Consider the following 20,661-nt stretch of genomic DNA (forward strand, 5'->3'; position numbering starts at 1 on the left):
CGCCGGCATCCCGAACCTGGAGCTCAACAAGTGAAAGAACTCGTCCGGCCGTCCAGACTCGCCCCCGGCGCCCGCGTCGCCGTCGTCGCGCCCAGTGGGCCCGTGCCCGAGGAGCGGCTGCAGGCCGGGCTCGACGTGCTGCGCGGCTGGGACCTCGACCCGGTCGTCGCCCCCCATGTGCTGGACCGGCACGACGAGTTCCCCTACCTGGCGGGCACCGACGCGGACCGGGCCGCCGATCTCCAGGCCGCCTGGTGCGACCCGGCCGTGGACGCGGTGCTGTGCGCCCGCGGCGGCTACGGCGTCCAGCGGATGGTCGACCTGCTCGACTGGGACGCCATGAGGGCGGCCGGGCCGAAGGTCTTCGTCGGCTTCAGTGACATCACCGCCCTGCACGAGGCGTTCGCGAACCGGCTCGGCCTCGTCACGCTGCACGGGCCGATGGCCGCCGGGATCGACTTCATCAAGAACACGCGGGCACAGGAGCACCTGAGAGCCACCCTCTTCTCACCGGAGTCCGTCCGCACGATCGCCTCCGGCGGTACGGCCCTCGTCCCGGGCCGCGCACAGGGCGTCACGCTCGGCGGCTGCCTCTGCCTGCTCGCCGCCGACCTCGGCACCCCGTACGCCCGGCCCTCCGCGCGGGGCGGGCTGCTGTGTCTGGAGGACGTCGGCGAGGAGACGTACCGCCTCGACCGCTATCTCACCCAACTCCTGCGCGCGGGCTGGCTCGACGGGGTGCGCGGAGTGCTGCTCGGGTCCTGGCAGGACTGCGATCCATATGCGCAGGTGCGGGCGTTGCTCGTCGACCGGCTCGGCGGGCTCGGGGTGCCGGTCGTGGAGGAGTTCGGATTCGGGCACTGCGAGGGGGCGTTGACGATCCCGTTCGGGGTCGCGGCCGAACTCGATGCCGACTCGGGCACGTTGACCCTGGCGGAACCGGCCCTGAGCTGAATTTCTGTCAAGAAACACTCGTCACGGTGATTGACCGCGTCTGACACGTGTCACACCATGACTTCCGGCCGGTACTTACCGGTCGGTAGGTCGGGTTGTCCTCAGCGTGGAGGTCTCGTGTCCCGTCGTGTGCTCGGCTACAGCGTTCCGCTCGCTCTCCTGCTCGGTGCCACACTCGCCACACCCGCCCCCGCTTCAGGGCAGTACACCGTCACCGCCCTGAAGTTCACCGTCCAGGCCGGCGGTCGCGCGTGCACGATCGACGCCGATCTGTACCGGCCCACCGGCGTCGACCGGGCACCCGCGGTGCTCGCCACCAACGGCTTCGGCGGCAGCAAGTCCGACGGTTCGACGGACATGATCGGCAAGGCCTTCGCCGAACGCGGCTATGTCTCGCTCGTCTACTCCGGGCTCGGCTTCGGCAATTCCGGCTGTCTGATCTCCCTCGACGACCCGGACATCGACGGCACGGCGGCCTCCGGGCTCATCGACTTCCTCGCCGGGAAGCGGGCCGCCGACGACGGCACGAAGGCCGACTTCGTCACCCTCGACGGCAAGGGCGATCCACGCGTCGGCATGATCGGCGGCTCCTACGGCGGCGCGATCCAGCTGGCGACGGCCGCCGTCGACCACCGCGTGGACGCCCTCGTGCCGATGATCACCTGGAACGACCTGGTGTACGCCCTGGACCCGAACAACGCCGCCCGCGAGGTGCCCGGCGCCTTCAAGTGGCAGTGGGCCAACGGCTTCTACCTCATCGGCGAGAGCCAGCCCCTGACCACGCCGAACCTCGACCCGTCCCGCATCAACTCCCTCGGCTGTCTGCACTTCGTCACCGACGCCTGCGACACCGTCCGCACCCTCAACTCCGGCAGCTACCCCGCCGCCGACACCGCCGAGCTGCTCGCCTACGCCCGCAGCGTCTCCCCGGTCGGCTACCTGAGCCGGGTGAAGGCGCCCACGCTCCTCGTCCAGGGACAGGCCGACAGCCTCTTCAACCTCAACGAGGCGACAGCGACGTACAAGACGCTCAAGGCGCAGGGCACGACCGCCAAGATGATCTGGCAGTCCTGGGGGCACAGCGGCGGCCAGGTCGCCGGTGAACTCGACCTGAGCCAGGGCAACCTGGAGTCCAGTTACGTCGGCAAGCGCGTCCTCGCCTGGTTCGACCGCTATCTGCGCAAGCAGAAGAAGACCGACACCGGACCGGCGTTCGCCTACTACCGCGACTGGATCACCGACCCGAACGGCACCTACGCCACCGCCGGCAGCCTGCCCGTGCTCAGTCAGAAGCTGTACCTGTCCGGGGACGGCAAGCTCGTCGACAACCGGGGCAAGGTGACGCGCGGCAGCCGGACGTACAGCAACTGGCTCGTGCCGACCAGCCACTCCGAGAGCTCGCTGGCCGGGATCGTCGGACTGCCCGACCCGGCGCCGTACGACACCGCCGGCACCTACCTCGGCTGGACCAGCGAACCGCTCGCCCGCGCAACCGACGTCGTGGGGGCGCCGAAGGCCACGCTGAAGGTCGTCTCGCCCAAGGCGGAGCGGACCCAGAACTCCGGGAACGCGGCCGACAAGCTGGTCCTGTTCGCCAAGCTGTACGACGTCGCGCCCGACGGCACCCAGACGCTGGTGCACCGGCTGGTCGCGCCGGTCCGGGTGCCCGACGTGACCCGGAGCTTCACGGTGACGCTGCCGGGGATCGTGCACCGGTACGAGCAGGGGCACCGGCTGCGGTTCGTGGTGGCGGCGAGCGACGACGCGTACTTCGGCAACCGGGGGATCAAGCCGGTGACGGTGGTGAGCGCCCCCGGTGACACCGGCGTGCTGGAGCTGCCGGTGGCCGGCGGCTGAGTCACCCGGTGGGCGGCGCCCGCCGGGCGGGGGACCCCCTGCTGGCCCACGCTGGTCGCATGAGCCCGAAGACCTCCGCGAGCGGCGGCACCGCCGGCGGCAAGCAGAGCGCGGTGACGCCCGCGAGGATCGTCGTCCTGCTGCTCGCCGTCCTCGCCCTCATCTTCATCTTCGAGAACACCGGCGAGACCAAGATCAGACTGCTGATCCCCGAGGTGACCATGCCCCTGTGGATGGCACTGCTGGCCACGGGCGTCATCGGGGCCCTGTGCGGGGCGTATTTCATGAGGCGCAGGAGCTAGAGGGTCGTAGGGTGGCGGGATGCCGCACACCTCATCCCGGTTCCTTGCCGAGGGCCCCCGCGTGGGCATACGTCACATCACCTACGAGGACGGTCCGGAGTTCACCGCCCGGGCCAGGGAGAGCAAGGAACTGCATCAGCCGTGGCTGTTCCCGCCGGACAGCGCGAACGGCTTCGCCGCCTTCGCGCAGCGGCTGATCGAGGACCCGACCAAGGTGGGGTTCCTCGTCTGTGAGAAGGACGGCGGGGCCATCGCCGGGTACATCAACATCAACAACATCGTCGAGGGCGCCTTCCTGAGCGGGGCGCTCGGGTACGGGGCCTTCGCCCATGCCGCCGGGCGGGGGCTGATGCGGGAGGGGCTGGGGCTCGTCGTGCGCTACGCCTTCGGCGGGATGCGGCTGCACCGGCTGGAGATCAACGTGCAGCCCGCCAACGCCGCCTCGATCGGCCTCGCCCGCTCCTGCGGCTTCCGTTTGGAGGGCTACTCGCCCGACATGCTCTACATCGACGGGGCCTGGCGGGACCATGAGCGGTGGGCCATCACCGCCGAGATGATCCGGAAAGCGAAGTGACGGCGGCGATGCGTACCCGCGTGGTCCTGGACGCCCCCTCCAACCTCGGGCTGCGTCCGCCCGCGCCCGGTACCGTCCCCGGCTGCTACAAGCTGGCGGGGGCTCTGCGCGAGCAGCGGATCGTGCAGCGGCTGGGTGCGCTGGAGGGCGGCGTGGTCGTGCCGCCGCGCTACGACCGGGGCGACTGGCAGGAGGGCGACGGGGTCTTCAATGCGGTCGCCCTCGCCGCCTACACCGTGAAGCTCGCCGACCGCGTCGAACGGCATGTGCGGGCCGGGGAGTTCCCGGTGGTGCTCGGCGGCGACTGCTCGATCCAGCTCGGCGCCTCCCTCGCGCTGCGCCGCCTGGGCCGCTACGGTCTGGTCGCCGTGGACGCCTCGGCCGACTTCCGGCACCCGGGCAACTCCGACCGGATCGGGGCGGCCGGCGGCGAGGAGGTCGCCCTCGGCACCGGGCGCGGGCAGGACGACCTCACTAACCTGGAGGGCCTCAAGCCCTATCTGCGGGACGAGGACGTACGGCTCTTCGGCAACCGGGACGCGTTCGAGGACGACCGCGCCGAACTCGCCGACCTCAAGATCCCCGTCGTCACCGTCGGCGACATCCGGGAGTGGGGCGCCGAGGCGCTGGCGCGGGCCACCGCCGAGGCCTTCGAGATTCCGGAACTGGAGTGTTTCTGGGTCCACTTGGACGCTGATGTCCTCGATCCGTCCGTGATGCCGGCGGTGGACAGCCCCGACCCGGACGGGCTGATGCCCGACGAACTCGTGTCCTTGCTCCGGCCGTTGCTCGCGTCCCCGCACTGCGTCGGCCTCAACGTCACCATCTACGACCCCGACCTCGACCCGGACGGTACGGCGGGCGCCCTCCTCGCCGACATCGTGGTGTCCGCCTTTGCCCAATCCTGACCGGTAGCGCCCCTGTTCAGCTCCCCGGCGAGCGGCTTCCATGGTGATCGTGACGACGATCCGACGTGACGTACTGACGCTGCCCGCCGCGGAGTTGGGACCCGACAACCCCCTGCCTCCGCTCCGGCCGCTCGACGAACTCCACCGCGTCGAGGACCGCGACGGCCTGCCGCGCGAGATGGCGCGGCAGATCGGGTACGAGCCGCTGCGCAGCCTGCTGCCCGTCCCGGTACGGGACGGCTACGAGCGGGTGCGCGAGCCGCGCGCCGTCGACACGCTCGTCATCGAGAACGACCGGCTGCGGGCCACCGTGCTGCCGGGCCTCGGCGGCCGGATCGCCTCCCTCCTCCACAAGCCGATCGGCCGCGAACTCCTGTACCGCAACCCGGTGTTCCAGCCCGCCGACTTCGCCCTCAACGGCGCCTGGTTCTCCGGCGGCATCGAATGGAACATCGGCGCCACCGGCCACACCACCCTCGCCTGCTCACCCCTGCACGCCGCCCGTGTCCCCGCCCCCGACGGCGGGGAGATGCTGCGGCTGTGGGAGTGGGAACGGCTCCGGGACCTGCCCTTCCAGGTCGACCTCTGGCTGCCGGAGGGCTCCGACTTCCTGTACGTCGGGGTCCGCGTCCGCAATCCGCACGAGAAGCCGGTGCCGACCTACTGGTGGTCCAACATCGCCGTACCGGAGGAGCGCCGGGTGCTGGCGCCCGCGGACGAGGCCTACCACTTCGGGTACGAGCGCCGGCTGCGCCGGGTGCCGGTCCCGTCGTACGAGGAACTACGGCAACACCCGTACGCGGCCGACTACTTCTACGACCTTCCCGACGGCCGGCGCCGCTGGATCGCCGCCCTCGACGCGGACGGGCACGGGCTGGTGCAGACGTCCACCGACGTGCTGCGCGGACGCAAGCTGTTCATCTGGGGCACGGGACGGGGCGGGCGGCGCTGGCAGGAATGGCTGACCGAACCCGGTACCGGTGGCTACTGCGAGATCCAAGCGGGGCTCGCCCGCACCCAGTTGGAGCATGTCCGGCTGGAGCCGGAGAGCGAGGTGGCCTGGCTGGAGGCGTACGGGCCGCTGAGTTCGACGCCCGAGAGCGGGGAGGCGGAGGCGCGGCTCGAAGCCGTGCTGCCGCGCGCCGATGTGGACGCCGCGTACGCCGCGTGGAAGCCGTACGCAGACACCGACCCCGGTGAGACCCTCGCCACCGGCTCCGGCTGGGGTGCGCTCGAAGTGCTGCGCGCCGACTCGAAGTTGCCCGGCACACCCTTCGACGAGAGCACTCTCGGCGAGGAGCAGGAGCCGTGGCTGCACCTGCTCCGGGTCGGCGCGCTGCCCGAGCCGCGCCGGGTACGGCCGCCCGGCGCGGCGCTGGTCGCCCCGCACTGGCGGGACATGCTGGAGACCGCGCCCGCGACCCCGCTCACCGAGTACCACCTCGGCATCGCCCAGTGGCACGCCGGGGACCGGGCGCAGGCGGTGCGCAGTTGGGAGCGGGCCCTCGAACTCGCGCCGTCCGTCTGGCCGTTGCTGCGCTGCCTCGCAGTGGCCGACCGGGAGATCGGCGACCACGAGCGGGCCGCCGACCGGTATGTCGAAGCCTTCGACGACCTGTGCCGGGAGCGGCGCGACGCGGGCGAGCGGTGGACCGCGGCCACGGCCGCGCTGGGCCGCGAGGCGATCGAGGCGCTGCTCGCGGTGCGGCGCACGCGGGAGGCGCGGTCGGTGTGGGAGCGGCTGCATCCCGCGACCCGGGAGCGCGGTCGATTCCGGTTCGTCGAGGCCCAGTTGCTGTGCGCCGAGGGGAGGCGCGACGAGGCGCGGGCCGTGTTCGAGGAAGGCTTCGAGGTCGCGGATCTGCGGGAGGGGGCGGAGGCCGTCGGCAGGCTGTGGGAGCGGATCAGCGACGAACCGCTGCCGGCCCGCTACGACTTCCGCATGCGATGACCGGACCTCAGACCCGCCGGTCCACGTACTCGTACACCGCCCCGTCCGGATGCACCGCGATCAGATTGCGGCCCGCCGGTGTGCCCACCGGGCCCGCGATCACGCGCGCGCCCAGTTCGGTCAGTACCGCATGGGCCTCGTCGACGTCCTTGACCGCGATCGTCGCCGCGACCTTGCGCAGGATCTCCAACTCGGCCTCGGGGCCGCTCATCAGGAGGAAGCAGCCCACGGCGGCCACCTGGACACCGCCGCGCTCGAAGCGGAGCGCGGGGCCGCCCGCCAGCCGTTCGTAGAAGGGGACCGCGGTCTCCAGGTCGTCGACGCAGACACGCAGCGTGGCTCCCAGAATGTCCATGCGGACGAGCCTAGTCGCGGCGGCCGGGGCGAGGAGATCGTTTCACCCGATCTCCCTCAGAGGACTGCGAGCCGGGCGGGTACCCGGCGCCCCGGGCCCTACCCGGCGGTAATCGGCCGTTACGGACCGCGTTATGCGTACGGGTGTGCGGGTACTCGGCGGGCATGGACCGCTTGGATCATCTTGAGCATCTGGACAAGCATCTCGTCGACGAGCTGGCGCAGGTGGCACGCGAGACCGTGCGCGACGAACTGCGCGAACAGACTCGCAAGCAGCGCCGCACGGCGATGCTGTACGCCGCGTCCGGCGCCGTCGCCCTGTACGCGGGCGCCGCCCTCGCCCTCACGCTGGGCCTGGCCCTCGCCCTCGGGCTGCCGGACTGGGCCGCCGCACTGATCACCGCGGTGATCCTCGGGGTCGTCGCGTTCGTACTGCGCGGCATGGCCCGGCCGTCCCACTCCCGGCCCACCCCGGACCACGAGACCGAACTCGCCACCGGCCGCGACCGCGTCATGGGCGGTACGGCACCCGGCGCGCCGCCGAGCGGACTCGGCATGCCGTATCCGCCGATGCCCCCCACCGCGCCCGGCACGAGCGGCGCACCCGGCAGCGACGCGGCGCCGCGACCCGACGACACCGACCCCGAGCAGCCGCACCACCGGGCGTGATGCACGGTGGGCCGTCCTTGGAACGCGCTCTCCCGGCACGGCAGGGCCGTCGTGGTGACCGGGGCCAGCGGCGGCGTGGGGCGGGCCACGGCCCTGGCCTTCGCCGCCCGGGGCGACCGGGTCGCCCTGCTGGCCCGGGGCCGCGAAGGTCTCGCCGCGGCGGCGGACGAGGTGCAGCGCGCCGGCGGTGAGGCGCTCGTCGTCCCCGTCGACATGTCCGACGCCAAGGCCGTCGACGACGCGGCGCAGAAGGTCGCCGACACGTTCGGCGGCATCGACGTCTGGGTCAACAACGCCTTCGCCGGGGTCTTCGCCCCGTTCACCGAGATCACCCCGGACGAGTTCCGACGGGTCACCGAAGTGACGTACCTGGGCTGTGTGTTCGGCACCCGGGCCGCACTGCGGCACATGCTGCCGCGCGACCGGGGGACCGTGGTGCAGGTCGGCTCGGCACTCGCGTACCGCGGAATCCCGCTGCAATCCGCCTACTGCGGCGCGAAGCACGCCATCCAGGGCTTCAACGAGTCGCTGCGCTGCGAGCTGTTGCACGCGGGCAGTGGCGTCCGGACGACGATGGTGCAGCTGCCCGCCGTCAACACCCCGCAGTTCGACTGGGTGTTGAGCCGTATGCCGGGACGGGCCCGGCCGGTGGCGCCGGTGTACCAGCCGGAGGTGGCGGCCCGGGCGATCGTGCACGCCGCCGCGCACGGGCGGCGACGGGAGTACTGGGTCGGCGGCTCGACGGTGGCGACACTGCTCGCCAACGCGGTGGCGCCGGGGGTGCTGGACCGGTATCTGGCACGCAACGCGTTCGAGGCGCAGCAGGACGGGGCGGCGGGGGGAACGGTCGGCAACCTGTGGAGCCCGGCCGACGGCCCTCATGGACGGGACTTCGGGGCGCACGGGCGCTTCGACGAGGAGTCGCTGCCGGGGAGTTCACAGGAGTGGCTCTCACGCAACCGCGGGCGGGCAGGCGCCGCGCTCCTGGTGGGGGCGGGGGTCCTGACCGCGCGGGCGGTGCGGCGGCGGGGGTAGTCGAAGTCGAGGGTCGAGGGGTGGACCGGCGGTCGGCTCGCCCCGTACATGCACCCTTCGCCCCGTACATGCACCCTTCGCGCCGTACATACACCCTTCGCGCCCATACGCCCTTCACACCACCCTGAACTCCAAGGCCTCCTCGGCCCGTAGGGTCAGGCCGTGGCCGATGCCCGTCGTGGGGTGGATCGTGCCGCCCTTCGGGTCCAGGGCGCCGTCGAAGAGCATGTCCTCGATGCGGACGTGGTCGTGGAACCACTCCATGTGGCGGAGGTTGGGGAGCGAGGCGGCCGCAGCCGCGTGGGCGTGCGGGGCGCAGTGGGTGGAGACGTCCAGGCCGTGGGCCTGGGCCAGCGCGGCCGCGCGCAGGAACTCCGTCAGCCCGCCGCAGCGCGTCGCGTCGATCTGGAGGCAGTCGACCGCGCCGGCGGCGATCATGCGGGCGAAGTAGGGCAGGTCGTAGCCGTACTCGCCCGCCGTCACGTCGCACACCAGCGCGTCGCGGACCAGCCGCAGCCCCGTCAGGTCGTCCGACGACACCGGCTCCTCGAACCAGGTCACGCCCAGCTCGTCGAGCGCCCCGCCCACCCGGACCGCCTGCTTGCGGGTGTACGCGCCGTTCGCGTCGACGTACAACTCGGCCTGGTCGCCGATCACTTGGCGGGCCGAGCGGACGCGGGCGAGGTCGCGCCGGACCGACCGGCCCCAGCCCTCGCCGATCTTGATCTTCACGCGCGGGATCTGCTGCCCGTGCACCCAGCCGCCCAACTGGGCAGCCATGTGCCTGTCGTCGTACGTCGTGAAGCCGCCGCTGCCGTAGACCGGGACCCGTTCGCGGACGGTGCCCAGGAGGTGGGCGAGGGGGAGTTCGAGGAGGCGGGCCTTGAGGTCCCACAGGGCGATGTCCAGCGCCGAGATCGCGCAGGCGGCGATGCCCGGGCGGCCCGCGTTGCGGACCGATCTGCACATCGCCTCGTGCGTCGCGGGGATGTCCAGCGCGCTGCGGCCCTCGACGAGCGGGGCGAGGTGCTCGCGCAGGAAGTCGCCGACCGCCTGCGGGCCGTACGTCCAGCCCGTGCCGGTCGCGTCGCCCGCCGTCACCTCGGTGATCACGATCGTCGTGGTCTCCCAGGCCAGGGTGCCGTCGGCCTCGGGCGCGTCGGTCGGCACCGTGTAGACCGACACCGCCGGACGGTGCAGCCTCATGGTCAGTCCTGCGCGAGCTGCGGCAGCACCTTCGTACGGTAGAAGTCGAAGAAGCCGCGCTGGTCGGGGCCGATCTGGTTGACGTAGATCCGGTCGAAGCCCGCGTCGGCGAAGGCGGCCAGGGCCGCCACATGCTCGTCGACGTCGTCGCCGCAGACCGCCTTGTCGCGCACCATGTCCTCGGTGACCAGGGTCTGCGCCTGCTCGAAGTGGCTCGGCGAAGGCAGCACCTGGGCCAGCTCGCCGGGCAGGAACTGGTTGCCCCACAGCCGGTGCACGGTGCGTACCGCCTCGTCGCGGTCCGTGCCGTAGCAGACCTTCGTCCCGCCGCTCACGAGCTTCGCGCCCCCGCCGCCCTTGCGGAACTGCTCCACCATCGACGCCTCCGGCATCATCGTGATGTAGCCGTCGCCCACGCGGGCCGCGAGCGCGGTGGCCGCAGGGCCGAAACCCGAGATGTCGATGGGTACGGGCTCGTCGGGGACGGTGTAGAGGCGGGCGTTCTCCACCGTGTAGTGGGTGCCGTGGTGGCTGACCTCCTCGCCGGTGAACAGCCGGCGCATGATCTGGATCGACTCCTCCAGCATCTCCAGGCGTACGCTCGTGGGCGGCCACACATGGCCCAGGATGTGCTCGTTGAGCGCCTCACCGCTGCCCACGCCGAGCCGGAAGCGGCCCTCGGTCATCACCGCCGTGGTCGCCGCGGCCTGGGCGATCACCGCGGGATGCGTGCGGACGGTCGGGCAGGTCACCGCCGTCTCCACCGGCAGGGACACCGCCTCCGAGAGCGCGCCGAGCACCGACCAGACGAACGGGCTCTGGCCCTGCGCGTCGTTCCACGGGTGGTAGTGGTCGGAGATCCACAGGGCGCGGAACCCGGCCTGCTCGGCCATGCGTGCCTGCTCGATCAGCTCCGCGGGAGCGAACTCCTCGCAGGACAGGAAATAGCCGTACTCGGGCATGGGGGACCTCCAACGACAGGGGTACGAGGGCACGCTCCGGGTACCCGGCGGCGCCCACGGAAACCGGCGCACGTTTGGCCACCCTGACCAGGGGGACGCGGAAGGCTCCCGAGGTACGCGACAGCCCCGGAGGCGCACCGTGAGTCGACCCCGCATCGTGATCGTCGGCGCCGGTTTCGCCGGGTACCGGACCGCCCGCACCCTGTCCAGGCTCACCCGGCACCAGGCCGACATCACCCTGCTCAACCCGACCGACTACTTCCTGTACCTGCCCCTGCTGCCCCAGGTCGCCGCGGGGATCCTGGAACCACGCCGGGTCACCGTCTCCCTGTCGGGCACCCTGCCCGGGGTGCGGCTGGCGCTCGGCGAGGCCGACGGCATCGACCTCGACGGGCGCACCGTGCACTACACCGACCCCGAGGGCGAGACCGGCACCCTGCCCTACGACCGGCTGGTGATCTCCGTCGGCAGCGTCAACAAACTGCTGCCGATCCCGGGCGTCGCCGAGCACGCGCACGGTTTCCGCGGGCTGCCCGAGGCGCTGTACCTGCGCGACCACGTCACCCGGCAGATGGAGCTCGCCGCCGCGGCCGACGATCCCAAGAGCTGCTCCGCCCGCTGCACCTTCGTGGTGGTCGGCGCCGGGTACACCGGCACCGAGGTCGCCGCGCACGGGCAGCTGTACACCGACGCCCAGGTCCGCAGGCAGCCGCTGCGCGAAGGCGTCCGGCCGCGCTGGATGCTGCTGGACGTCGCGCCGCGCGTCCTGCCCGAGCTGGACGAACGGCTCTCCCGCACCGCCGACCGGGTGCTGCGGGAGCGGGGCGTCGACGTGCGCATGGGCACCTCCGTGAAGGAGGCCACGCACGACGGAGTCCTGCTGACCGACGGGGAGTTCGTCCCCAGCCGCACGCTGGTGTGGTGCGTCGGCGTACGGCCCGATCCGCTCGTCGAGAGCGTCGGCCAACCCCTGGAGCGGGGACGGCTGATCGTCGACCCGTACCTCCAAGTGCCCGGCAGGCCCGAGGTGTTCGCGTGCGGGGACGCGGCCGCCGTGCCTGACCTGGACAAGCCCGGCTCCTTCACGCCGATGACCGCCCAGCACGCCTGGCGGCACGGACAGGTCGCGGCCCGCAACGTCGCCGCCTCGCTCGGTATCGGTGAGCGGCGCCCCTACCACCACCGGGACCTGGGCTTCGTCGTCGACCTGGGCGGCACGAAGGCCGCGGCGAACCCGCTGGGCGTGCCGCTGCCCGGGCCGCTGGCGGGGCCGGTCGCCCGCGGCTACCACCTCGCCGCGATGCCCGGCAACCGCGTCCGGGTGGCCGCCGACTGGCTGCTGGACGCCGTACTCCCGCGCCAGGCCGTCCAGTTGGGCCTCGTACGGTCCTGGTCGGTACCGCTGGACACGGCGTCGCCGGAACTGGCACGGGTGGCGGGGGCGCCGGAACGGCGGGTGAGTTCGGGGCCGGGGGCGGCCGTTGAGGCCGACACGGCCGACACCGGCGACTCGGCGGCGGACACGGCAGACGCCGCAACGCCGGACGAGCCCGCCGAGCCGGCGAAGAGCCGGCCGCGCGGCGAACCCGCGAAGAGCCGGCCGGGCCCTGAGCCCGCGAAGAACCAGCCGGGCGGCGAACCCGCGAGGAACCAGCCGGGCCCTGAGCCCGCGAGGAACCAGCCCGGCGGTGAACCCGCCAGGAACCAGCCCGGCGGTGAACCCGCGAGGAACCAGCCCGGCGGTGAACCCGCCAAGAACCAACCCGGCGGTGAACCCGCCGAACCCCCGGGGCCGGTCAAGCGGCCCGGCACCCCTGAGAACTCCGCGGAAGGAGACTCATGAAGTCCGCCGAACTCGCCGACCTGGGCCAGCAGTTGCGTGTCGACAGTGTGCGCGCGGCCGATGCCGCGGGGTCGGGGCACCCGACCTCGTCGATGTCCGCCGCCGACCTGATGGCCGTACTCTTCGCCCATCACTTCCGCTACGACTTCGACCGCCCCGCCCACCCCGGCAACGACCGCTTCATCCTCTCCAAGGGACACGCCTCCCCGCTGCTGTACGCCGCCTACAAGGCCGTCGGCGCCATCGACGACGAGGAGTTGCTCACCTTCCGGGAACAGGGCAGCCGGCTCGAAGGGCATCCCACGCCCCGGCGGCTGCCGTGGGTCGAGACCGCCACGGGGTCGCTCGGACAGGGGCTGCCGGTCGGGGTCGGGATCGCGCTGGCCGGCAAGCGGCTGGAGCGCTCCGGGTACCGGGTGTGGGTGCTGTGCGGCGACAGCGAGCTCGCCGAGGGCTCGGTGTGGGAGGCCGCCGAACACGCGGGCCATGAGCATCTCGACAACCTCACCGTGATCGTCGACGTCAACCGGCTCGGCCAGCGCGGCCCCACCCGGCACGGCCACGACCTGGGCGCCTACGCCCGCCGCTTCCAGGCCTTCGGCTGGCACACCGTCGAGGTGGACGGCCATGACGTGGACGCCGTCGACCGGGCCTACGGCGAGGCCCTGTCCACCACCGGACAGCCCACCGCGATCCTCGCCCGCACCCTCAAGGGCAAGGGCGTCGAGGCCGTCCAGGACCGCGAGGGCCTGCACGGCAAGCCGCTGCCCGACGCCGACGAGGCGATCGCCGAGCTCGGCGGCCCCCGCGACCTGCGCATCGAGGTGCACGAGCCGCCCGCCGCCCGCATGCTGCACGCCGTACGCGCCGGGCACCTCGACCTGCCCACCTGGGACCTGGGCGAGGACATCGCCACGCGCGACGCCTACGGACACGCCCTCACCGCGCTCGGCACCGCCCGCGGCGACGTCGTCGCCCTCGACGGCGAGGTCGGCGACTCCACCCGCGCCGAGCTGTTCGCCAAGGAGCACCCGGACCGCTACTTCGAGTGCTACATCGCCGAGCAGCAGCTGGTCGCCGCCGCGGTGGGGCTCGCCGCGCGCGGCTTCGTGCCGTACGCGGCCACCTTCGCCGCCTTCCTGACCCGGGCCTACGACTTCGTCCGCATGGCGTCCATCAGCGGCGCCGGCATCAATCTCGTCGGCTCGCACGCGGGGGTCGCCATCGGGCAGGACGGGCCCTCGCAGATGGGTCTGGAGGATCTGGCGATGATGCGGGCCGTGCACGGCTCGACCGTGCTGTACCCGTGCGACGCCCAGCAGACCGCGCGGCTCGTCGCGGCCATGGCCGGCCTCGACGGCGTCCGCTATCTGCGCACCTCGCGCGGCAAGAGCCCGGTGATCTACGGCCCCGACGAGGAGTTCCCCATCGGCGGCAGCAAGGTGCTGCGCTCCTCCGAGAGCGACCGGCTGACCGTCGTCGCCGCGGGCGTCACCGTGCACGAGGCGCTGGCCGCCGCCGACGCCCTCGCGCGCGACGGCGTCGTCGTCCGGGTCGTCGACCTGTACTCCGTCAAGCCCGTCGACCGGCTCACCCTGCGCCGGGCCGCCGAGGAGACCGGCTGTCTGGTGACCGTCGAGGACCACCACGAGGAGGGCGGCCTCGGCGACGCCGTGCTCGACGCGTTCACCGACGGGCGGCCCGTACCGCGCCTGGTGCGGCTGGGGGTGCGTACGATGCCCGGTTCCGCGTCCCCCGAGGAGCAGCTGCACGCCGCCGGCATCGACGCCGAGGGCATCGCGGCGGCCGTGAAGCTGCTGGTCGAAGAGGCGATCGTGCGATGACGGACGACGTCCGGAAGGTGCGGGCCGGTCGTCGCGCGGTCGAGGTGCACCGGCCCGGCAAGGTGCTCTTCCCGGGGAGCGGGGAGACGAAGGAGTACACCAAAGGCGATCTCGTCGAGTACTACCGGGCCGTCGCCCCCTTCATGCTGCCGCACCTGCGCGGCCGTCCGCTGATGCTGGAACGGCATCCGGACGGGCTCGACGGCCCCCGGTTCATGCAGAAGAACACCCCGGACAACTACCCGGACTGGATCACCCGCGTCGAGGTGGCCAAGGAGGGCGGCACGGTCTGCCACACCGTGTGCAACGACTCCGCCACCCTCGTGTACCTCGCCGACCAGGCCAGTCTCACCCTGCACCGCTGGCTGTCCCGGGTCGGACGGCTGGAGCGCCCCGACCGGATGGTCTTCGACCTCGACCCGGCCGGCGAGGGCGAGGACTTCGCCCTGGTGCGCACGGCGGCCCTGCTGCTGGGGGAGCTGCTCGACGAGCTGAAACTGCCGTCGGCGCTGATGACGACCGGCTCCCGCGGGCTGCACGTCGTGGTGCCGGTCAACGGCCACGACGACTTCGACGAGGTGCGCGACTTCGCCAAGGACGTCGCCGATCTCCTCGTGGCCGGGCATCCCGACCGGTTCACCACCGCCGCCCGCAAGAAGGACCGCGGCGACCGCCTCTACCTGGACGTCCAGCGCAACGCCTACGCCCAGACCGCGGTCGCGCCCTACACCGTCCGGGCCCGGCCCGGCGCCCCCGTGGCCACCCCGCTGTCCTGGTCCCAGCTGGACGACCCCGGCCTCGACGCCCGCCGCTGGACCATCGCCGACGCCGTCGACCAGGCCCGCACCAACCCCTGGGCCGGGGTGATGAGCCAGAGCCGCGCCCTCGGCCCGGCCCGGCGCCGGCTGAACGCCATGCGGGGCTGACAGGCCCTGGCCCCACGTTCACGCCCCGTGAAGGTTTGATCGGCGAACATGCGGCCACCCGGAGCAAGAGGTGGCCATGACGAACACAAAAAACACATCAGAAACCCAGGATTCACAGAAATCCCCCAAGCGGGCGGAAAGCGACACGGCGGAAGACCGGCCGAGCCCCATGCAGCTGCTGCGCGATGCGCGCACCCAGCTCGAGGAGCTGACCGGCATGGCCGCAGAGTCGGTGTCGTCCTTCGAGCAGACGGAGCACGGCTGGTCCCTGCAGGTCGAGGTCCTCGAACTCGCCCGCGTGCCCGACACCATGAGCCTGATGGCGAGCTACCAGGTCGACCTCGACCTCGACGGGCAGCTCACCGGCTACCGGCGCGTCCGCCGCTACGAACGCGGACGTGCCGACGCACACAGGTCCGGCGGCCGGTAGACCGCCGCACGGACGTCCCACCCGACACTTCAGCCACAGCAGAGAAGGAGGCGCGGTCGGCATGACCGTTGTCCCGGCACAGCAGACCGGCGGCGGAGGCGGCAGCAGTGGCCTCTACGACGTTCTGGAGCTAGTCCTCGACAGGGGTCTCGTCATCGACGCGTTCGTGCGGGTCTCCCTGGTCGGTATCGAAATCCTCAAGATCGACGTCCGGGTCGTCGTGGCCAGCGTGGACACATATCTGCGCTTCGCCGAGGCGTGCAACCGCCTCGACCTGGAAGCAGGGCCGCGCAAGGACCCGGGCCTGCCCGACCTCGTCGGCGAGATCACCGAGTCCGGCGCTCGCGGCAAGTCCAAGGGCGCGCTGTCCGGCGCCGCCGAGACCATCTCGGACGCCTTCAAGCAGGCGCGCGGGGAGGGCGAGCCCGAACAGCAGCAGCGGCCCCGCGCCCGTAAGTCGACGGCGGCCCGCAGGAAGGAGGAGCAGGAGTGAGCACGTACGTGTACGGCATCATCGATGGCTCCCGTGCCTCGCTGCCCGAGGACACGGTGGGCGTCGGCGACCCGCAGCTGCCTGTGCGCGTCCTCGAGGAGAGCGGTCTGGCGGCCGTCGTCAGCGACGCGCCCGAGGGGCTGCGGCCCAAGCGCAAGGACCTGCTCGCCCACCAGAACGTGCTGGCCCAGGCCGGCGCGGACGGCTGCGTGCTGCCCATGCGGTTCGGCAGCGTGGCGCCCGACGACGAGACCGTCACCGCGGTGCTCGCCGAGCGCGCCGAGCACTACAAGGAACGCCTGCGGGCGCTGGACGGCAAGGTCGAGTACAACGTCAAGGCCACCCACGACGAGGAGGCCGTCCTCCATCGCGTGATGGCCGAGAACCCCGAGCTGCGATCCCTGACCGAGGCCAACCGGCAGGCGGGCGGGGGCAGTTACGAGGAGAAGCTGCGGCTCGGCGAGATGGTGGTCGCCGCCGTCAAGGCGCGCGAGGTCGAGGACGCGGCCGAGGTGCAGCAGGCCCTGGAGACGACCGCCGCCGCGGTGAGCAACGGGCCGGAGTCCAGTGGCTGGCTCGCCAACGTGTCGTTCCTGGTGGGCCGCGACGACGCCGAGACGTTCCTCGCCTCGGTCGAGCAGGTCCGCAAGAGCCATCCCCACCTCGAACTGCGGGTCAACGGCCCGCTGCCGCCGTACAGCTTCGTCGAGCCCGGCTCCGCCGAGCCCGCGGGCAGCACGGCCGGCGCCGAGAGCTCCGGGGAGTGAGGTGAGGACGTGGGACTCATCGGCGAGGTGCTGCTGCTGCCGTTCGCACCCGTGCGCGGGAGCGCCTGGGTCATCAGACAGGTGCTGAGCGAGGCAGAGCGCATCTACTACGACCCGGCCACGATCCGGGCCGAACTGGCTCGGCTGGAAGAGCGGTTGGAGGCGGGCGAGATCGACGAGGAGGAGTTCGACCGGCTGGAGGACGAACTCCTCGACCGGCTGGAGACCGGCTCGCGCGCGGGCGCGGCAACCAACGACTGGACGAGCGGATGAACCGAGTGGGACTGGGCCTCGCGGTAGGGGCCGGATACGTCCTCGGGCGTACCAAGAAGATGAAACTGGCCTTCGCCGTCGGGACCCTGGTGGCCGGCAAGCGGATGCAGCTGAGCCCGCGGGCACTCGCGGACCTGGTCTCCGGACAGCTGCGGGACAACCCGCAGTTCAAGGAGATCGGAGACCAGCTCCGCGAGGATCTGCGCGGGGTCGGGAAGGCCGCCTCCGGCGCGATGGTCGAGCGGCAGCTCGACGCCCTCGCCGACCGTCTGCACGGCCGTACCGCCGAGATGCGCGACCAGCTCTCGGGCGCGCTGCCGGACGGCTCTGACCTCGGGCTCGGCAAGGACGAGGCCGACGACGACAGCGACCGGGAGACCGACGAGTACGACGAGGACGAGGCGTACGACGAGGGCGGCGACGAGGCCGAGGCCGAGCGGGAGGAGTCCGAGCCGCCCCGGAAGAGGGCGGCGGCCAGGAAGACGGCCGCCAAGAAGGCACCCGCCAAGAAGAGCGCGGCGAAGGCCCCCGCCAAGAAGGCGACGGCCGGCGCGAAGAAGACCGCGGCCAAGAAGACGGCCTCGGCCCGCGGCGCCCGCTCACGTGTGTCGAAGGGAGGCGGTGACCGATGACCGACACCGTCGGATCCGCGACCTCCGCCGCCGGCGGCGCCGCGAAGGCGAACCCGCTCAGCGGGGTCGCCCACAGCGAGGCCGCCGACCGGCTCAAGGCCGAGGCGCAGGAGTACTTCGCCGCCCAGGCCCAGCGTCTGCTGATCGGCGCGGGCCGCAAGCTGGGCGAGACCACGCTGAAACTGAACGACATCGCCGAGGGCAGGAGCCCCGGCTTCGCCAAGCTCGCCCTCGACGGCGGCCGCAAGATCGCCGAGGGCAAGGGACCGGTGCGCTCCGCCCTGGAGGTGGGCGCCTCCCGCGCCAAGGAGAACGTCATGGGCGCGTTGCAGAACCTGGGGGGCGGCAAGGGCAAGGGCGGGGCGGGCAAGAAGCCGACCGTGATCATGGAGTACGTCGATGTCGGCGTCCCCCTGCGCACGGCCTACGACCAGTGGACGCAGTTCCAGGACTTCAGCACCTTCGCCAAGGGCGTCAAGAGCGCGAACCGCGCCGACGACACGACCTCCGACTGGCAGCTGAAGGTCTTCTGGTCCAACCGCAGCTGGAAGGCGCACACCACCGAGCAGATACCCGACGACCGCATCGCCTGGACGTCGGAGGGTGCCAAGGGCACCACGAAGGGTGTCGTCTCCTTCCACCGGCTCGGCGACAGCCTGACGCGGGTGCTGCTGGTGATCGAGTACTACCCGAAGGGCCTGTTCGAGAAGACCGGCAACATCTGGCGCGCCCAGGGCCGCCGGGCCCGTCTCGACCTCAAGAACTACGTCCGCTACGTCACCCTCAAGGGAGAGGCCGAGGACGGCTGGCGCGGCGAGATCCGCGACGGCGAGGTCGTCCGCAGCCATGAGGACGCGGTGGCCGAGGAGGAGGACGAGCAGGAGAACGGCCAGGAGGACGAGCAGGGCGACGAGGAGGCGTACGAGGGCGAGGAAGAGGAAGCTGAGGAGGAGGGCCCTTACGCCGAGGAGGAGGACGAGAAGGCGGAGTACGAGGACGAGGAAGAGCCCGAGGAGTCTGAGGAGCCCGAGGGCGAGTACGAGGACGAGGACGAAGGGGCCGACGAGGAGGAGTACGAGTACGCCGAGGGCGGGAGCCGTCGATGACGACCCCCGGCCGGCTGCCCGACCCCTACGGCCGGGACGGCGGCGGCGCGAACCTCGCCGACATCCTGGAGAGGGTGCTCGACAAGGGCATAGTCATCGCCGGTGACATCCGGATCAACCTGCTCGACATCGAACTCCTCACCATCAAGCTGCGGCTCATCGTCGCGTCCGTCGACAAGGCGAAGGAGATGGGCATCGACTGGTGGGAGGACGACCCCGCGTTGTCCTCCGGTGCCCGTCGCAAGGAGCTCGCCCGGGAGAACGCCGAGTTGCGCGAGCGGATCGCGCAGCTCGAGCCCGGGCGGGACCGGCAGGAGAAGGAGGCCTGATGACCGGGCTGCGCTATGTGTACGCCGTCTGCCGGCCCTTCGGCACGCCGTTGCAGGCCGAGTTGACCGGCGTGGCCGGTGATCCGCCCAGACTGCTCAGCCACCACGGCCTCGTCGCCGTCGTCAGCCATGTGCCGGAGCGGGACTTCGCCGAGGAGCCGCTCCGGTCCCGTCTGGAGGACCTGGACTGGCTGACGGCGACGGCCCGTGCCCACCAGGGCGTGATCGACGCCCTCACCGTCGTCACCACCCCGCTGCCGCTGCGCCTCGCGACCGTCTTCCGCGACGACAGCGGCGTCCGCACGATGCTCCAGGCCAGGGAGGCCGACTTCCTGCGCACCCTCGACCGGCTGGAAGGGCGGGTGGAGTGGGGGGTGAAGCTCTACGCCGACGAGCGGCCCGCGGACAGCGGCGCACCGGCCGCGAAGCCCGCGTCGGGCCGTGACTATCTGCGGCAGCGGCGCTCCAGTGTGCGCGCCCACGAGGATCAGTGGCAGCGCGCCGAGGAATTCGCGACCCGGCTGCACGAAACGCTTTCCGCCGTCGCCGAGGATTCCCGGCTGCATCCCCCGCAGAATTCCACGCTCTCCGGTGCGGCGGGCCGTAACGTGCTGAATGCGGCCTATTTGGTGCCGCGGTCCCGGTCCGAGGAATTCGTGGAACTCGTCGACCGGACGAAGGACGAGACAGCCGATTTCCGAGTGGAACTCACCGGCCCGTGGGCCGCCTATTCCTTCGCGGGGGAGAAGCCTTGACCGTCGTCGAACGCCGAGAGATCGCCCTGGTGGACCTGCTCGACCGGCTGCTGGCCGGCGGGGTCGTCATCACGGGCGACATCACCCTGCGGATCGCGGACGTCGACCTCGTCCGCATCGACCTGAACGCCCTGATCAGTTCCGTGAACGAACAGGTTCCCTCACCCTGGGGAGAGTTGACGTGACCCGTGCCCGCAACCGGCTCGACCTCGAACCGGACACCGTCGAACGCGACCTCGTCAAACTCGTCCTGACCGTCGTCGAGTTGCTGCGCCAGCTCATGGAACGCCAGGCGCTGCGCCGCTTCGACGACGGGGGGCTGACCGAGGAGCAGGAGGAACGCATCGGGCTGACCCTGATGCTGCTGGACGAGCGCATGACCGAGCTGCGCGAGCGGTACGGACTGCGGCCCGAGGACCTGAATCTGGACCTCGGGCCGCTGGGACCGTTGCTGCCCCGGGACTGATTCACCCCTGTCAACAGGGGCTAAT

The 20,661-nt window shown here is 71.9% G+C and carries 24 protein-coding genes; 21 read left to right on the forward strand and 3 right to left on the reverse strand.

Features of this window, described 5'->3' with window-relative positions; genetic code table 11:
- The first annotated feature begins 30 nt into the window (after nt 1–30).
- The 6 genes from CRP56_RS34140 to CRP56_RS34165 all read left to right on the forward strand — a co-directional run bounded on the left by CRP56_RS34140 (nt 31) and on the right by CRP56_RS34165 (nt 6,546).
- Nucleotides 31–954 (forward strand): S66 peptidase family protein, encoded by a 924-nt coding sequence (locus CRP56_RS34140; RefSeq protein WP_097270616.1) that lies wholly within the window; start codon nt 31–33, stop codon nt 952–954.
- Nucleotides 955–1,071: 117 nt separating this feature from the next.
- Nucleotides 1,072–2,811: a CocE/NonD family hydrolase gene (locus tag CRP56_RS34145; RefSeq protein ID WP_257041399.1), complete on the forward strand. Its 1,740-nt coding sequence runs from the start codon at nt 1,072–1,074 to the stop codon at nt 2,809–2,811.
- Nucleotides 2,812–2,870: 59 nt separating this feature from the next.
- Nucleotides 2,871–3,113, forward strand: coding sequence for a LapA family protein (locus tag CRP56_RS34150; protein WP_097274727.1), 243 nt, complete (start codon nt 2,871–2,873; stop codon nt 3,111–3,113).
- A 19-nt stretch (nt 3,114–3,132) separates the two neighbouring features.
- Entirely contained in the window at nt 3,133–3,687 is a 555-nt protein-coding gene (locus CRP56_RS34155) for a GNAT family N-acetyltransferase (RefSeq protein ID WP_097270620.1), read from the forward strand.
- 8 nt (nt 3,688–3,695) lie between these two features.
- Entirely contained in the window at nt 3,696–4,595 is a 900-nt protein-coding gene (locus CRP56_RS34160) for an arginase family protein (protein ID WP_097274729.1), read from the forward strand.
- 40 nt (nt 4,596–4,635) lie between these two features.
- Nucleotides 4,636–6,546, forward strand: coding sequence for a DUF5107 domain-containing protein (locus CRP56_RS34165; protein WP_097270622.1), 1,911 nt, complete (start codon nt 4,636–4,638; stop codon nt 6,544–6,546).
- A 7-nt stretch (nt 6,547–6,553) separates the two neighbouring features.
- On the opposite strand, the gene CRP56_RS34170 is transcribed toward CRP56_RS34165, so the two are convergent.
- Nucleotides 6,554–6,901, reverse strand: coding sequence for a VOC family protein (locus tag CRP56_RS34170; protein ID WP_079308518.1), 348 nt, complete (start codon nt 6,899–6,901; stop codon nt 6,554–6,556).
- A gap of 164 nt (nt 6,902–7,065) precedes the next feature.
- On the opposite strand from CRP56_RS34170, the gene CRP56_RS34175 reads away from it, so the two are divergent.
- Entirely contained in the window at nt 7,066–7,569 is a 504-nt protein-coding gene (locus tag CRP56_RS34175; protein ID WP_097270624.1) for a phage holin family protein, read from the forward strand.
- Between the two features lie 6 nt (nt 7,570–7,575).
- Complete coding sequence (locus tag CRP56_RS34180; RefSeq protein WP_097270626.1) at nt 7,576–8,604, forward strand: SDR family oxidoreductase; 1,029 nt, start codon at nt 7,576–7,578, stop codon at nt 8,602–8,604.
- 114 nt (nt 8,605–8,718) lie between these two features.
- Here the strand turns inward: CRP56_RS34180 and CRP56_RS34185 are convergent, their stop codons facing one another.
- Together CRP56_RS34185 and CRP56_RS34190 are read right to left on the reverse strand one after the other, a co-directional pair.
- The gene (locus tag CRP56_RS34185; protein ID WP_097270628.1) at nt 8,719–9,810 is read right to left on the reverse strand and encodes an enolase C-terminal domain-like protein; all 1,092 of its coding nucleotides are present in this window, start codon (nt 9,808–9,810) and stop codon (nt 8,719–8,721) included.
- A gap of 2 nt (nt 9,811–9,812) precedes the next feature.
- Nucleotides 9,813–10,772: an LLM class F420-dependent oxidoreductase gene (locus CRP56_RS34190; RefSeq protein WP_097270630.1), complete on the reverse strand. Its 960-nt coding sequence runs from the start codon at nt 10,770–10,772 to the stop codon at nt 9,813–9,815.
- 139 nt (nt 10,773–10,911) lie between these two features.
- Between CRP56_RS34190 and CRP56_RS34195 the strand changes: the two genes are divergently transcribed.
- From CRP56_RS34195 to CRP56_RS34255, 13 genes are all read left to right on the forward strand, one after another.
- A complete protein-coding gene (locus tag CRP56_RS34195; RefSeq protein ID WP_097270632.1) occupies nt 10,912–12,615 on the forward strand; it encodes an NAD(P)/FAD-dependent oxidoreductase in 1,704 nt (567 codons plus the stop codon).
- Nucleotides 12,612–14,459, forward strand: a complete 1,848-nt coding sequence (locus tag CRP56_RS34200; protein WP_097270634.1) for a transketolase — start codon at nt 12,612–12,614, stop codon at nt 14,457–14,459. Before CRP56_RS34195 ends, CRP56_RS34200 begins: the two co-directional genes overlap by 4 nt.
- Nucleotides 14,456–15,385, forward strand: a complete 930-nt coding sequence (ligD, locus tag CRP56_RS34205) for a non-homologous end-joining DNA ligase (protein WP_097270636.1) — start codon at nt 14,456–14,458, stop codon at nt 15,383–15,385. Before CRP56_RS34200 ends, ligD begins: the two co-directional genes overlap by 4 nt.
- A gap of 76 nt (nt 15,386–15,461) precedes the next feature.
- Complete coding sequence (locus CRP56_RS34210; RefSeq protein WP_097274731.1) at nt 15,462–15,815, forward strand: gas vesicle protein GvpO; 354 nt, start codon at nt 15,462–15,464, stop codon at nt 15,813–15,815.
- Between the two features lie 61 nt (nt 15,816–15,876).
- Nucleotides 15,877–16,308 carry a gas vesicle structural protein GvpA gene (locus CRP56_RS34215; protein WP_097270638.1) on the forward strand — a complete coding sequence of 144 codons (432 nt, stop codon included), beginning with the start codon at nt 15,877–15,879 and terminating at the stop codon, nt 16,306–16,308.
- Nucleotides 16,305–17,075 (forward strand): GvpL/GvpF family gas vesicle protein, encoded by a 771-nt coding sequence (locus CRP56_RS34220; protein ID WP_097270640.1) that lies wholly within the window; start codon nt 16,305–16,307, stop codon nt 17,073–17,075. The genes CRP56_RS34215 and CRP56_RS34220 overlap by 4 nt, the downstream gene beginning before the upstream one ends.
- Nucleotides 17,076–17,084: 9 nt before the next feature.
- Nucleotides 17,085–17,348: a gas vesicle protein GvpG gene (locus CRP56_RS34225; protein ID WP_097270642.1), complete on the forward strand. Its 264-nt coding sequence runs from the start codon at nt 17,085–17,087 to the stop codon at nt 17,346–17,348.
- Nucleotides 17,345–17,980, forward strand: a complete 636-nt coding sequence (locus CRP56_RS34230) for a DNA primase (RefSeq protein WP_097270644.1) — start codon at nt 17,345–17,347, stop codon at nt 17,978–17,980. The genes CRP56_RS34225 and CRP56_RS34230 overlap by 4 nt, the downstream gene beginning before the upstream one ends.
- Entirely contained in the window at nt 17,977–19,086 is a 1,110-nt protein-coding gene (locus CRP56_RS34235) for an SRPBCC family protein (protein WP_097270646.1), read from the forward strand. The genes CRP56_RS34230 and CRP56_RS34235 overlap by 4 nt, the downstream gene beginning before the upstream one ends.
- On the forward strand, nt 19,083–19,415 hold the full coding sequence (locus tag CRP56_RS34240; RefSeq protein WP_097270648.1) for a gas vesicle protein: 333 nt from the start codon (nt 19,083–19,085) through the stop codon (nt 19,413–19,415). Before CRP56_RS34235 ends, CRP56_RS34240 begins: the two co-directional genes overlap by 4 nt.
- Nucleotides 19,415–20,170 carry a GvpL/GvpF family gas vesicle protein gene (locus CRP56_RS34245; RefSeq protein WP_097270650.1) on the forward strand — a complete coding sequence of 252 codons (756 nt, stop codon included), beginning with the start codon at nt 19,415–19,417 and terminating at the stop codon, nt 20,168–20,170. The genes CRP56_RS34240 and CRP56_RS34245 overlap by 1 nt, the downstream gene beginning before the upstream one ends.
- Nucleotides 20,167–20,355, forward strand: a complete 189-nt coding sequence (locus CRP56_RS34250; protein ID WP_030936857.1) for a gas vesicle protein — start codon at nt 20,167–20,169, stop codon at nt 20,353–20,355. The genes CRP56_RS34245 and CRP56_RS34250 overlap by 4 nt, the downstream gene beginning before the upstream one ends.
- Complete coding sequence (locus CRP56_RS34255; RefSeq protein WP_059195289.1) at nt 20,352–20,636, forward strand: gas vesicle protein K; 285 nt, start codon at nt 20,352–20,354, stop codon at nt 20,634–20,636. The genes CRP56_RS34250 and CRP56_RS34255 overlap by 4 nt, the downstream gene beginning before the upstream one ends.
- Nucleotides 20,637–20,661 lie beyond the last annotated feature (25 nt).

The organism is Streptomyces sp. TLI_55 (assembly GCF_900206255.1).
GTDB lineage: Bacteria > Actinomycetota > Actinomycetes > Streptomycetales > Streptomycetaceae > Streptomyces > Streptomyces aquilus.

Coding starts and splice junctions, on each gene's coding strand:
- CRP56_RS34150 (WP_097274727.1), top strand. CDS start 2,871: ATGAGCCCGAAGACCTCCGCGAGCGGCGGCACCGCCGGCGGCAAGCAG.
- CRP56_RS34155 (WP_097270620.1), top strand. CDS start 3,133: ATGCCGCACACCTCATCCCGGTTCCTTGCCGAGGGCCCCCGCGTGGGC.
- CRP56_RS34160 (WP_097274729.1), top strand. CDS start 3,696: ATGCGTACCCGCGTGGTCCTGGACGCCCCCTCCAACCTCGGGCTGCGT.
- CRP56_RS34165 (WP_097270622.1), top strand. CDS start 4,636: ATGGTGATCGTGACGACGATCCGACGTGACGTACTGACGCTGCCCGCC.
- CRP56_RS34170 (WP_079308518.1), bottom strand. CDS start 6,901: ATGGACATTCTGGGAGCCACGCTGCGTGTCTGCGTCGACGACCTGGAG.
- CRP56_RS34175 (WP_097270624.1), top strand. CDS start 7,066: ATGGACCGCTTGGATCATCTTGAGCATCTGGACAAGCATCTCGTCGAC.
- CRP56_RS34185 (WP_097270628.1), bottom strand. CDS start 9,810: ATGAGGCTGCACCGTCCGGCGGTGTCGGTCTACACGGTGCCGACCGAC.
- CRP56_RS34190 (WP_097270630.1), bottom strand. CDS start 10,772: ATGCCCGAGTACGGCTATTTCCTGTCCTGCGAGGAGTTCGCTCCCGCG.
- CRP56_RS34200 (WP_097270634.1), top strand. CDS start 12,612: ATGAAGTCCGCCGAACTCGCCGACCTGGGCCAGCAGTTGCGTGTCGAC.
- ligD (WP_097270636.1), top strand. CDS start 14,456: ATGACGGACGACGTCCGGAAGGTGCGGGCCGGTCGTCGCGCGGTCGAG.
- CRP56_RS34210 (WP_097274731.1), top strand. CDS start 15,462: ATGACGAACACAAAAAACACATCAGAAACCCAGGATTCACAGAAATCC.
- CRP56_RS34215 (WP_097270638.1), top strand. CDS start 15,877: ATGACCGTTGTCCCGGCACAGCAGACCGGCGGCGGAGGCGGCAGCAGT.
- CRP56_RS34230 (WP_097270644.1), top strand. CDS start 17,345: ATGAACCGAGTGGGACTGGGCCTCGCGGTAGGGGCCGGATACGTCCTC.
- CRP56_RS34235 (WP_097270646.1), top strand. CDS start 17,977: ATGACCGACACCGTCGGATCCGCGACCTCCGCCGCCGGCGGCGCCGCG.
- CRP56_RS34240 (WP_097270648.1), top strand. CDS start 19,083: ATGACGACCCCCGGCCGGCTGCCCGACCCCTACGGCCGGGACGGCGGC.
- CRP56_RS34245 (WP_097270650.1), top strand. CDS start 19,415: ATGACCGGGCTGCGCTATGTGTACGCCGTCTGCCGGCCCTTCGGCACG.